This is a genomic window from Pseudomonas sp. HT11, from assembly GCF_044875395.1.
GTDB lineage: Bacteria > Pseudomonadota > Gammaproteobacteria > Pseudomonadales > Pseudomonadaceae > Aquipseudomonas.
This window is the reverse complement of sequence record NZ_CP173217.1, coordinates 2,820,976-2,833,304: the sequence shown is the minus strand read 5'-3', so window position 1 is coordinate 2,833,304 and position 12,329 is coordinate 2,820,976. Positions and strand designations below refer to the sequence as shown.

The 12,329-nt window shown below is 61.9% G+C and carries 7 protein-coding genes; 2 read left to right on the top strand and 5 right to left on the bottom strand.

Annotated features, from left to right (window positions below; all coding sequences use genetic code 11):
- Positions 1 to 96: 96 nt before the first annotated feature.
- The 5 genes from ABWL43_RS13090 to tpx all read right to left on the bottom strand — a co-directional run bounded on the left by ABWL43_RS13090 (position 97) and on the right by tpx (position 9,799).
- Complete coding sequence (locus ABWL43_RS13090; protein WP_145165653.1) at positions 97 to 1,566, bottom strand: efflux transporter outer membrane subunit; 1,470 nt, start codon at positions 1,564 to 1,566, stop codon at positions 97 to 99.
- On the bottom strand, positions 1,563 to 4,670 hold the full coding sequence (locus tag ABWL43_RS13085; RefSeq protein WP_145165654.1) for an efflux RND transporter permease subunit: 3,108 nt from the start codon (positions 4,668 to 4,670) through the stop codon (positions 1,563 to 1,565). The genes ABWL43_RS13090 and ABWL43_RS13085 overlap by 4 nt, the downstream gene beginning before the upstream one ends.
- On the bottom strand, positions 4,667 to 7,768 hold the full coding sequence (locus ABWL43_RS13080; RefSeq protein ID WP_145165655.1) for an MdtB/MuxB family multidrug efflux RND transporter permease subunit: 3,102 nt from the start codon (positions 7,766 to 7,768) through the stop codon (positions 4,667 to 4,669). Before ABWL43_RS13080 ends, ABWL43_RS13085 begins: the two co-directional genes overlap by 4 nt.
- Entirely contained in the window at positions 7,765 to 9,069 is a 1,305-nt protein-coding gene (locus tag ABWL43_RS13075) for an MdtA/MuxA family multidrug efflux RND transporter periplasmic adaptor subunit (RefSeq protein WP_145165656.1), read from the bottom strand. The genes ABWL43_RS13080 and ABWL43_RS13075 overlap by 4 nt, the downstream gene beginning before the upstream one ends.
- A 229-nt stretch (positions 9,070 to 9,298) precedes the next feature.
- Positions 9,299 to 9,799 carry a thiol peroxidase gene (gene tpx, locus ABWL43_RS13070; RefSeq protein WP_404488039.1) on the bottom strand — a complete coding sequence of 167 codons (501 nt, stop codon included), beginning with the start codon at positions 9,797 to 9,799 and terminating at the stop codon, positions 9,299 to 9,301.
- Positions 9,800 to 9,970: 171 nt separating this feature from the next.
- On the opposite strand from tpx, the gene ABWL43_RS13065 reads away from it, so the two are divergent.
- On the top strand, positions 9,971 to 11,260 hold the full coding sequence (locus ABWL43_RS13065) for a glycosyltransferase (protein ID WP_404488038.1): 1,290 nt from the start codon (positions 9,971 to 9,973) through the stop codon (positions 11,258 to 11,260).
- A 72-nt stretch (positions 11,261 to 11,332) separates the two neighbouring features.
- Positions 11,333 to 12,238 (top strand): AraC family transcriptional regulator, encoded by a 906-nt coding sequence (locus ABWL43_RS13060; RefSeq protein WP_106577883.1) that lies wholly within the window; start codon positions 11,333 to 11,335, stop codon positions 12,236 to 12,238.
- Positions 12,239 to 12,329 lie beyond the last annotated feature (91 nt).

The window sequence follows — 12,329 nt, the reverse complement described above, 5'->3', positions numbered from 1 at the left end:
GCGGTGGTCGGGGCTTGAAGTGGCGTCTGGATCGGCGACTTCGGGAGGGGCTTGCCCCCTCCCGGCTCTAGAGGGCAGCAACGGACAGCGGCTCAATCACTCCTTGAACGCCACCTGCCCATCCCACCCACCGCCCAGCGCCGCGATCAACTGCACACTCGCCACCAACCGCGTCTGCAACAACGTCAGCACGGTCCGCTCATTGCTAAGGGCCGTGGCCTGCACCGTGACGACATCCAGATACGCAATCAACCCGGCCTTGTACTGATTCTGCGTCAACCGCAGCGATTCGCGCGCAGCTTCCAGCGCTTCATTGCTGACGACCGCCTCATCCTCCAGCACCTTCAACTGCACCATGTAGTTTTCAACCTCGCGAAAACCATCCAGCACCGTCTGGCGATACTTGGCGACCGTCTCGTCATACGAGGCCACGCTGCGATCAACCTCCGCCGAACGCTGCCCACCGTCGAACAACGTCATCGCCAACTTCGGCCCCACCGACCAGAAGCGGTTCGGCAGGCTGATCCAGTCGGCGTAGGTGCTGCTGGAATAGCCGCCGGCCAGACTCAAGGTCAAATCCGGATAATAAGCCGCCTTGGCCACACCGATATTTGCGTTCGCAGCGATCACCGCGCGCTCAGCCGAAGCAATGTCCGGACGGCGCTCCAACAGTTGCGACGGCAGGCTCACGGGAATCTGCGGCAAGGCTGGAATATCTTTGCTCACCGCCAGGTTGAAGTTGGCCGGTGCCTCGCCGATCAATACCGCAATGGCGTTTTCCAACTGGGCCCGCTGCCAGATCAAGTCGATCAGGCTGGCCTGGGTGGTCTTGAGCTGAGTTTGCGCCTGAGCGATCGCGTCCTTGCCGGACACACCGGCGCGGTATTGGTTCTCGGTCATTTGCAGCGAACGCTGATAAGTGTCCAGCGTGGCCTGCAACAACCGCGTCTGTTCATCCATGACACGCAGTTGCAAGTAGTCTTGCACCAGCTCCGATTGCTGGCTCAAGCGCATCGCCGCCAGGTCTGCCGAGCTGGCCTCGGCCGTGGCTTCATTGGCTTCCAGGCCGCGGCGCAATTTGCCCCACACATCCGCTTCCCAACTCACGCCCAGTTGCGCGTTGAGGGTGTCGCGGATACCGCTGCTGGAACTGCTCAGGCTGGCGTTACTGCTGCCGGTGCCCTGGCTGGCGCGGGTTTTTCCGGCACTCAGGTCCACCGTTGGAAAGAACGCACCGCGCGCGCTGCGCACCTGGGCCTGGGCCTGACGGAAACGCGCTTCGGCCTGGGCCACGGTCTGGTTGGCGTTGTTCAGGCGCGTCACCAGGTCATTCAGTTGGCGGTCGCCGTACAGCTCCCACCAGGCGCCTCGCGCCAGCGAGTCGCTGGGCGTGGCCTGGCTCCAGCCCTGGGCTTCTTTGAATTGCACCGGCTCGATGACATCCGGACGTTTGTAGTCAGGCCCGATGGCGCAGGCGCTGAGCAACGCGCCGCACAGCAGCAGGCTGGCAACGCGCAAACCACGGGGCATGCTCATGGCCAATTGGGTCAAGGTTGAATCGGTCATAGCGCAGTGTCCAAGGCAGCATCGGTACGCACACCGCGCCAGGCGTTGAAGCGGTGGCGCGCGCGGTCAAGATAGAGGTAAACCACCGGGGTGGTGTAAAGGGTCAGGATCTGGCTGAACACCAGGCCTCCAATAATCGTCAGGCCCAGCGGCTGGCGCATTTCCGCGCCGTCGCCGGAGCCGAGCAGCAACGGCAAGGCGCCGAGAATGGCGGCCAGCGTGGTCATCAGGATCGGGCGCAGGCGCAACAGGCACGCGCTGCGGATCGATTCAACCGGGCTCATGCCGTCATGGCGCTCCAGCTGCAGGGCCAGGTCGATCATCAGGATCGCGTTCTTCTTCACCACCCCGATCAACAGGAACAAGCCCAGCAGTGAGATCAGGCTGAACTCGCCGCCCAGCAGGTAGATCGAGAGCAACGCGCCGACACCGGCCGACGGCAAGGTCGAGAGGATGGTCAGCGGGTGAATGTAGCTTTCATACAGAATGCCCAGCACCAGATAAACCGCCACCAGCGCGCCGAGGATCATGAACGGCTGGCCCTTCTGGGTCGCTGCAAACGCGTCGGCGGTGCCGGCCATCTTGGCGATCACGTCTTCGGGCAAGCCCACCTTGGCAATCGCGCGCTCGATGGCGGCCGTGCCCTGCTCCACCGTGACCCCGGGCGACATATCAAACGCGATGTTTTCCGAGGCGAACTGGCCTTCATGGCTGACCCGGTCGTCGGCCAGGCTGTTCTCGTAGTGGGCAATGGTCGATAGCGGCACCCGCGCGCCGGTGGAGGTGATCACCTGCATCTGGTTCAGGGTGATCGGGTCCTGGGCGTATTTCGGGTTGACCTCCATCACCACCTGGTACTGGTTGAGGCTGTCATAGATGGTGGAAATCTGCCGTTGGCTGTAGGCGTTGTTCAACACCGCCGTGACCATGCTCATGTCGATGCCCAGGCGCTTGGCCTGGTCGCGGTCGACCACCAGCGTCACCTGCGCCGCGCCACGGCCTTCACGGGCGTCGATGGCGGTCAGCTCCGGCAGCTCGCGCAACGCGGCGACCACTTTCGGGTACCACAGGCGCAACGCGGCCAGGTCACCGCTTTGCAGGATGTAGGAATACTGCGCGCTGGTCTGGTCGCGACTGCCGCCAAATTGCAGGTCCTGGTCGGCCATCAGGAACAAGCGCCCACCCGGCACCAGCGGTACTTCCTTGCGAATACGCTCGATCACCGCCTGGGCCGAGATCTTGCGCTCGGCGATAGGCTTGAGGCGCACCAGCATCACCGCGTTGTTGGTGCCGTTGTTGCCGCCGATAAAGCCGGCCACGCTGAGCACTGCCGGGTCCTTGAGCACCGCCTTGCGGAAGGTCTCCATCTTCGGCTGCATCACATTGAACGACAGCCCGTCGTCGCCGCGCACAAAGCCGATCAACTGACCGGTGTCCTGTTGCGGCATGAAGGTTTTCGGCACCACCACGTACAGCGCGATGTTCACGCCCACGGTGAGCAACAGGCTCAGCAGGGTCAGGCGTCGGTGGCGCAGTACCCAGTCCAGGCTGGTGGCATACACCGCCACCATGCGCTCGTTGATCCTGTGGCTCCAACGCTGCAAACCGCTCATATGCCCTTTGATGTGCGGTTTGAGCCAACGCGCGCAGAGCATCGGGGTCAAGGTCAGCGACACGATCAGCGAGACGATGATCGCCGCCGACAAGGTGATGGAGAACTCACGGAACAGGTTGGTGACGATACCGCCCATAAACAGGATGGACAGGAACACCGCCACCAGCGACACGTTCATCGACAGCAAGGTAAAGCCGACTTCCTGCGCGCCCAGATACGCCGCCTTCATCGGCGGCACGCCATCGTCGATGTGCCGGGAAATGTTCTCCAGCACCACGATCGCATCGTCCACCACCAGGCCCGTGGCCAGAATCAGCGCCATCAGCGAGAAGTTGTTCAGCGAGAAGCCGAACAGGTACATCACCGCAAAGGTGCCCACCAACGACACCGGCACCGCCAGGGTCGGGATCAACGAAGCACGGAAATTACCCAGGAACAGGTACACCACCAGCACTACCAGGGCCACGGCAATCAGCAAGGTCATCTCGGCTTCATGCAGGGTCGCGGTGATCACCGGGGAACGGTCCATCGCCAGGTTGAGCTTGACGCTGGACGGCAACACCGCCTGCAACGCCGGCAGCTGGGCCTTGATCTGCCGGACCGTCTCGATGATGTTGGCGCCGGACTGGCGGTTGATCACCAGCAGCACCGCCGAGTCATTGTTGAAAAAGCCGCTGTTGTAGCGGTCTTCCACGCCGTCGCTGATTTTTGCCACGTCGCCCAGGCGCAGGGCCGCGCCGTTCTGGTAGCGAATCAGCAGCGGCTCGTAATCCTTGGCCTTTTCCAGCTGGTCGTTGGCCTGGATCTGCCAGTTGCGCTCACTGTCTTCCAGCGAGCCCTTGGGCCGGCGCTGGTTGGCATTGGCGATGGTGTTGCGCACGTCGTCCAGGGCCACGCCGTACTGGTCGAGGGCCTTGGGTTCCAGCTCGATGCGCACCGCCGGCAGGGAGCTGCCGCCAATCTGCACTTCACCCACGCCCGGCACCTGCGACAGGCTTTGCGAAAGAATGGTCGAGGCCAGGTCGTACAACTCGCCCTTTTGCAGCACGTCGGAGGTCAGCGACAGCACCATGATCGGCGCCTGGGACGGGTTGATCTTCTTGTAGGTCGGCATGCTGCGCATGCCGCTGGGCAACAGGTTGCGCGAGGCGTTGATGGCCGCCTGCACTTCGCGCGCCGCGCCGTTGATATCACGGTCGGAGTCAAAGGCGAGGATTACCCGCGTCGAGCCCTGGCTCGACGAACTGCTCATGGTGGTGATGCCGGCAATCGCGCCGAACGAGCGCTCCAGCGGCGTGGCCACGGTGGACGCCATCACCTCGGGGCTGGCCCCGGGCAAACTGGCGGAGACCACGATCACCGGGAAGTCGATCTGCGGCAGCGGCGACACCGGCAGCAAGTTGAAGCTGACGCCGCCGAGCAACATGATCGCCAGGCTCAGCAGCATGGTCGCTACCGGCCGGCGAATGAACGGTCCGGACAGGTTCATGACTCAACCGGCTCCAGGCTTTGCGGCTCTTTGCGCCAGCGGCGGCCAAGGCGGTCGAAGTACAGGTAGATCACCGGCGTGGTGAACAGGGTCAATACCTGGCTCACCAGCAAGCCGCCGACCATCACCAGGCCCAGGGGCTGGCGCAACTCGGCGCCAGAGCCGGTGGCCAGCATCAACGGCACTGCACCAAACAGGGCGGCCAGGGTGGTCATCAGGATCGGCCGGAAACGCAGCAGCGCCGCCTGGTAGATCGCGGTCTGCGGGTCGAGGCCCTGGTTGCGTTCGGCGTCGAGGGCGAAGTCGATCATCATGATTGCGTTCTTTTTCACGATACCGATCAGCAGGATGATGCCGATGATCGCGATCATGCCCAGGTCATTGCCACTGAGCAGCAACGCCAGCAAGGCCCCCACCGCTGCCGACGGCAAGGTCGAGAGGATGGTGATCGGGTGGATGTAGCTCTCGTAGAGCACGCCCAGCACGATGTACATGGTGACCACCGCCGCCAGGATCAGCAGCAAGGTGCTCGACAGCGACGCCTCAAACGCCTGCGCCGCGCCCTGGAACTGGGTCTGCACGCCCACTGGCATGCCAATGTCCTTCTGGGTCTGGTTGATCAGCTCCACGCCTTTGCCCAGCGCGACGCCGGGGGCCAGGTTGAACGACATCATCACCGCCGGGAACTGGCCGATATGCGCGATCGCCAACTGCGCCTGACGCTGCTCCACGTGGGCCAGGCTCGACAGGCGCACCTGGCCGCCGTCGGTGGTTTTCACATGGATCTGGTTGAGCGCCGCCGGGCCGAGGGTTTCACCGGATTGGGCTTGCAACACCACCCGGTACTGGCTGGCCTGGGTGTAGATGGTGGAAATCTGCCGCTGGCCGAAGGCGTCGTACAGTGCGTCGGTGATGGTCGATACGCTGACGCCCAGGCGCGAGGCGGCGTCGCGGTCGATCACCAGGAACACCTGCAGGCCTTTGTCCTGCAGGTCGCTGGCCACATCAGTGAGTTCCGGCAACTGGCTGAGGGCGTGTACCAGCTTGTCGCTCCACAGCGCGAGCAGGTCGGCGTCGGGCGACGACATGCTGAACTGGTACTGGGTGCGGCTGACGCGGTCTTCGATCGTCAGGTCCTGCACCGGCTGCATGAACAGGCGAATGCCCACCAGCTTGTCGATTTCCGGCTGCAGCCGTGTGATCACCTGGGCCGCACTCAAGTCGCGCTGGCCGTGCGCCTTGAGGTTGATCAACAGGCGCCCGCTGTTGAGGGTGGCGTTATCGCCATCCACACCGATATAGGACGACAGGCTTTCCACCGCTGGATCAGCCAGGATCACCTTGGCCAGCTCTTGCTGGCGCTGGCTCATCGCGGCAAACGAAATCGACTGTGGCGCTTCGGAAATACCCTGGATAACCCCGGTGTCCTGCACCGGGAAGAAGCCCTTGGGCACCACCAGGTACAGCACCACCGTCAGGCCCAGGGTGGCGATGGCCACCAGCAAGGTCAGCGGCTGGTGCCTGAGCACCCACTGCAACTTGCGCCCGTAGGCTTCGATCAGCCAGTCGATCCAGGCGCCGCTGGCCTTGTAGAAACGGCCCTGTTCTTCTTCCTTGGGTTCGCGCTTGAGCAGCCGTGCGCACATCATCGGCGTCAAGGTCAGCGAAACCACCAGGGAAATCAGGATCGCCACCGCCAGGGTGATCGCGAATTCGCGGAACAGCCGCCCCACCACGTCAGCCATGAACAACAACGGGATCAACACCGCGATCAGCGACAGGGTCAGGGAAATCAGGGTGAAGCCGATCTGCTTGGCGCCCTTGAGCGCGGCATTGAGCGGCGTCTCGCCCTCCTCGATATAGCGCGAGATGTTCTCCAGCATCACGATGGCATCGTCGACCACAAACCCGGTGGCGATTGTCAGGGCCATCAGCGTGAGGTTGTTGACGGAGAAGCCCGCCAGGTACATCACGCCAAAGGTGCCGATCAGCGACAGCGGCACGGCGATGGACGGAATGATCGTGGCGCTGACACGACGCAAAAACAGAAACGTCACCATCACTACCAGGGCAATGGCGATCAGCAATTCATGTTGCACATCGGTGACCGAGGCGCGGATGGTCTGGGTACGGTCGGTGAGCACCGTCACGTCCAGGCCGGCCGGCAGGTTGTCGGTGATGCTCGGCAGCAACGCCTTGATACGGTCGACGACCTCAATCACGTTGGCGCCCGGCTGGCGCTGGATATTCAGCAGCACGGCCTGGTTTTCGTTGGCCCAGGCGGCAAGGCGCTCGTTTTCGGCGCCGTCGACGATCTGTGCCACATCCTTGAGGCGCAGCGGCGCGCCATTGTTGTAGGCCAGGATCAATTCGGCGTATTGCTGGGGTGAGACCAACTGGTCGTTGGCGTCCAGCATCGACACCCGCGTCGGGCCGTCGAAATTGCCTTTGGGCTGGTTGACGTTGGACGCGGCGATCAGCGTGCGCACGTCCGACAGGTTCAAGCCATTGGCGGCCAGGGCCTCGGGGTTGACCTTGATGCGCACGGCCTGGCGTTGGCCGCCGGCGATGCTCACCATGCCGACGCCACTGATCTGGGCAATTTTTTGCGCCATGCGCGTATCCACCAAGTCATTGAGCTTGGGCAGCAGCATGGTCTTGGAGGTAATTGCCAGGGTCAGCACCGGGGTGTCCGCGGGGTTGACCTTGTTGTACACCGGCGGTGCCGGCAAATCCTTGGGCAGCAGGTTGGTCGCGGCGTTGATCGCGGCCTGCACCTGTTGCTCGGCGACATCCATATTGATGTCGAGGTTGAAACGCAAGGTCAGCACCGACGCACCGCCCGAGCTGGTGGACGCCATTTGGGTCAGGCCGGGCATTTGCCCGAACTGGCGCTCAAGCGGCGCGGTGACCGCGCTGGTCATCACATCGGGGCTGGCGCCGGGGTACAGGGTCATCACCCGGATGGTCGGGTAATCCACCTGAGGCAAGGCCGATACTGGCAGCAAGCGATAGGAAATAATGCCGGCCAGGACAATGGCCAGCATGCTCAGCGTGGTGGCAACCGGGCGAAGGATAAACAGCCGCGACAGGTTCATGAACCGACCTTTTGCGCCTTGCCGGCGTTAGCGCCGGTCTCCCCTTTTGCCGCAGGCTTGCCTTGCAGGTGCTCGGTCGGGGTGGTCGGCACCTCGCTGCTGTCGTTGACCACTTCGATTTCGCTGCCATCCTTCAAGCGGTCGGTGCCTTCCATCACCACACGGTCGCCGGCCGCCAGGCCTTCCTTGATCACGGTGTTATCGCCATCGGTATCGCCGACCACCAGTGGCTGGACCTTGACCTTCTTGTCGCCGTCGAGCTTGTAGACGAAGGTGCCGTTGTTGCCAAACTGAATCGCGGCAGACGGCGCCAGCACCACGTTGTGCAAGGTGTCGGCGAGCAGGTGCACGTTGACGAACTGGTTGGGAAACAGCGCCTGGTCCTTGTTATCGAAACGGCCCTTGAATTTCAGGGTACCGGTGGTCACGTCGATCTGGTTGTCCAGGCTTTGCAGCACACCCACGGCCTGTTTTTTGGCGTCGCCACGATCCCAGGCTTCCACCGGCAGCTTGTTGCCGGCGTGGTAACGGGCGAGGACGGTGTCCAGGGTGTTTTCCGGCAGGGTGAAGACCACGCTGATCGGCTGCGTCTGGGTGATCACCGCCAGGAAGGTCGTGTCGTTGGCTGCCACCAGGTTGCCCACGTCGACCTGACGCAAGCCCACCCGGCCACCGATAGGCGCGCGGATCTTGGTGAATTCGAGGTTGAGCTTGGCGTCGTCCACCGCGCCCTGGTTGGTCTTGACCGTGCCCTGATATTGCAGGACCAGCGCTTCGGCGGTGTCCAGGGTCTGCTTGGCGATACTGTCCTGGGCATACAGGTCGCGGTAACGCTGGACGTCAACCTGGGCGTTTTTCAACTGCGCCTGGTTCTGCAACAGCGTGCCCTGGGCCTGCAACAAGGCATTCTGGTAGCTGCGCGGGTCGATTTCCGCCAGCAGGTCGCCGGCCTTGACCATCTGCCCTTCTTCAAAGGCAATCTTCACCAGCTCACCGCCCACCCGGCTGCGTACGTTAATGGTATTGAGCGCGGTGACCGTGCCCAATGCCTTGTAGTACACCGGGAACTCACCCAGCACCGCCGGCGCCACGCGCACGGGAATCGGGCCGGTGGAACCGCCGAAGCCCGGGCGCATCATCCCCGACTTGCCGGCATGCCCGGCCGGTTTTTTCTCGCCGGCATCCTTATGGCTGCCGGGCCAGAATTTCCAGCACAGGACGGCGATAACCAGCAGCACGAGCAGGCCGAACAGCCAGCGGCGGGAGTTGCGGGGGGAGGATTGCATGGAGTGATCAACCATTGGGCGCGAGAGCTTCTACTTTGGGAGGCTGAAAGATAAGCACTGAGGCGCATTAAGAAAAGCGCCTTTACCGGCTATTTACCTTGGATTACAACTTTTAACTTCTGGCCTTAGTTTATGGGCTATTTAGCTAAGCCGCTGACTCTAAATGAAAACGGCCTGGACTAGGCCAGGCCGCAATCATCTATCAAGCGTGTTACTGCGAAAAGACAGTAATGCGCTGAAACAGTTACTTCAAAACAGCCAGGGCGGCTTCGTAGTTCGGCTCTTGGCCGATTTCGCTGACCAACTCGCTGTGCAGCACGTTGTTGTTTTCGTCCAGTACCACAACGGCACGGGCGGTCAGGCCGCGCAGCGCGCCTTCGACAATCGACACACCGTAGTCAAAGGCGAAGCCCGGGTCGCGAAAATCCGACAGGTTCTTCACGTTTTCCAGGCCTTCAGTGCCACAGAAACGGGCCTGGGCAAACGGCAGGTCACTGGAAATGCACAGCACCACGGCATTGTTCAGGTCGTTGGCCTGGGCGTTGAACTTGCGTACCGAAGTGGCGCAGGTTGGGGTGTCAACACTTGGGAAGATGTTCAGTACTTTGCGCTTGCCGGCGAAGGTGGCCAGGGTTGCGTCCGACAGGTCGCCGGCAGTCAGGATGAAATCGGGGGCCTGGGTACCGGTTTGCGGCAGCTCGCCTTCAACCTTGATTGGGTTACCACGATGGGTGACTTGAGCCATGAAGAGAATCCTTATGCTGGGTTTATTGAAACGAATTCAAGACGCAGAAGTTAACCACAAACGGGCGAAGCTACCTATGGCCGGGCGTAAATTGTCACGCGGGCGCCCGATTAACAACGGCTATGGTTTAATTGCGCGCTTTTCGCCTGCCCTTCAAGGAATTCGTTGTTGATGAATCAGCCCGCCACCAAAGTCCTGGTCATTGGTTATGTCTGGCCGGAACCACGCTCCTCGGCCGCCGGCGGGCACATGATGCAGATATTGCAGAGCTTCCTGGACCAGGGCTGGGACATCACGTTCAGCAGCCCGGCAACCGTGGGCGAACACAAGGCCGACTTGCCGGCGTTGGGCATCACCGAATGCGCCATCGAACTCAATAACAGCAGTTTCGATGATTTTATTCGCGAATTGGCCCCGGATATTGTGGTGTTCGACCGTTTCATGATGGAAGAGCAATTCGGCTGGCGCGTGGAGAAATGCTGCCCCGACGCCCTGCGCGTGCTGGAAACGTCCGACTTGCAAAGCTTGCGGGACGCCCGCCACCAGCGTTTCAAGGACCACCTCAAGGCCCACCCCGAGAGCGATGACTTCAGCGCGCTGTTCAATCCTGCATTAAAGGAAGAATTCCGGCGGATGGCCGACACCGACCTGGCCAAGCGCGAGATTGCAGCGATTTACCGCTGTGATATCAGCCTGGTGATCTCCGACGTGGAAATCCGCCTGCTCACCGAACAGTTCAAGGTGCCCGCCGCCCTGCTCCACGGGTGCCCGTTGATGCTGGAACCGCCGACCGAACCCTTCGCACCGTTCGAGGAACGCGCGCACTTCCTGAGCATTGGCAACTTTCGCCATGCGCCCAACTGGGATGCGGTGTTGTGGATGAAGAGCAGCCTGTGGCCGCTGATCCGTCAGCAATTGCCAGGAGCACAGTTACATATCTACGGTTCCTACACCCCGCCCAAGGCCACGGCATTGCACAACCCGGCGCAGGGCTTTCATGTGATGAACTGGGCCGAAGACGCCCTGCAAGTCATGGGCTCCGCGCGTATCTGCCTGGCACCGCTGCGCTTCGGCGCCGGGATCAAGGGCAAGCTGATGGACGCAATGCTCTGCGGCACGCCGAATGTCACCACGCCCATCGGCGCCGAAGGCATGGGTGATGAGCAACCGTGGCCGGGTGCGATCGAACATAGCGCGCCAGCCCTGGCAGCGGCCGCCGTGGCGCTGTACCAGGACCGCGAACGGTGGACCCAGGCCCAGGAGGATGGCCGCCGCCTGCTTGCCCGCCGCTACGACCAGGCCCTGCACGGCCCGGCGCTGGTGCAATGCCTGGAGCAGTGCCGCCTCCAGCTCGCGGCCCATCGCCGGGACAACTTCACCGGCAGCATGCTGCGCCACCATGCGCATAAAAGTACGCAGTACATGTCCCAGTGGATCGAGGCCAAAAACCGCAGCGTGTAAACACCGAGGCTGGCGAGGTCGCGCGCAAGGGGGCATTATCCTTGGCAGCAACCACAATAAAGCGACGGCAGCATGACCCGAGCAACGCGAATCACCGACCCTTCCTACGAGCTGATGGACGATCACAACGGTCTGTCCATCATCTATCGCCAACACGGCTTCCCGTGCCCGCTGGTGCGCTGGCATTTCCATAAGGAATACGAGCTGCACTTGATTGTCGCCAGCTCCGGCAAGGTGTTTATCGGCGACTACATCGGCAATTTTTATCCGGAAAGCCTGTTCCTCACCGGCCCCAACCTGCCCCACAACTGGATCAGCCAGGTGGAGGAAGACGAGGTCGTGCCCAAGCGCGACATGCTGGTCAACTTCACCGACGAGCTGTTTGAGGGCGGCAGTCAGATCTTTACCGAGCTCAAGAGCCTGGCGCCGTTGCTGGAACGTGCGCAGTACGGCATCGAGTTCCGCTGCAAAAAAACCATCGCCCAGGCCATGACGTTGATGCAGCGCATCGAAGACGCCCAGGGCATGGCGCGCCTGGGGCATTTCTTTATCCTGCTGGAAGTGCTGAGCGCGTGTGAGCACTACCAATTGTTGTCTGGCGTGACCACCCCGCAACTGGCGGACGAGCACAGCATCGACCGCACCAACCGCGCGGTGGACTACATTTTCGCCCACTACGCCCGCGAATTATCGCTGGAGGAAGTCGCGGAATACCTGGGGATGAAGCCGACGTATTTTTCCCGCGTATTCAAACAGGCCACGGGGCGCACCTTTATCGAGTTCGTCAACCGGTTGCGCATCAGCAAGTCCTGCGAGTTGCTGGCAGACGGCGATAAAGCCGTGACCGACGTGTGCTTCGAGTCGGGTTTCAACAACATCTCCAACTTCAACCGGCGCTTTCAGCAGCTCAAAGGCATGACGCCCTCCCACTACCGGCGCCTGGCGGTGCAGCGGCTGACGGAACAGAACCTGGCTTAACTGGTTCAGCAAGCGAAGTGATGAGTGCAAAAAAGTATCAGTCCAAGTGCGCCCAAGGATTTGTCATAACCCCATTTGAAGGCTGTAATCA

Bases quoted from the DNA above. Each gene is read 5' to 3' on its own strand.
- ABWL43_RS13090 (WP_145165653.1), bottom strand. From the start codon at position 1,566: ATGACCGATTCAACCTTGACCCAATTGGCCATGAGCATGCCCCGTGGT.
- ABWL43_RS13085 (WP_145165654.1), bottom strand. From the start codon at position 4,670: ATGAACCTGTCCGGACCGTTCATTCGCCGGCCGGTAGCGACCATGCTG.
- ABWL43_RS13080 (WP_145165655.1), bottom strand. From the start codon at position 7,768: ATGAACCTGTCGCGGCTGTTTATCCTTCGCCCGGTTGCCACCACGCTG.
- ABWL43_RS13075 (WP_145165656.1), bottom strand. From the start codon at position 9,069: ATGGTTGATCACTCCATGCAATCCTCCCCCCGCAACTCCCGCCGCTGG.
- tpx (WP_404488039.1), bottom strand. From the start codon at position 9,799: ATGGCTCAAGTCACCCATCGTGGTAACCCAATCAAGGTTGAAGGCGAG.
- ABWL43_RS13065 (WP_404488038.1), top strand. From the start codon at position 9,971: ATGAATCAGCCCGCCACCAAAGTCCTGGTCATTGGTTATGTCTGGCCG.
- ABWL43_RS13060 (WP_106577883.1), top strand. From the start codon at position 11,333: ATGACCCGAGCAACGCGAATCACCGACCCTTCCTACGAGCTGATGGAC.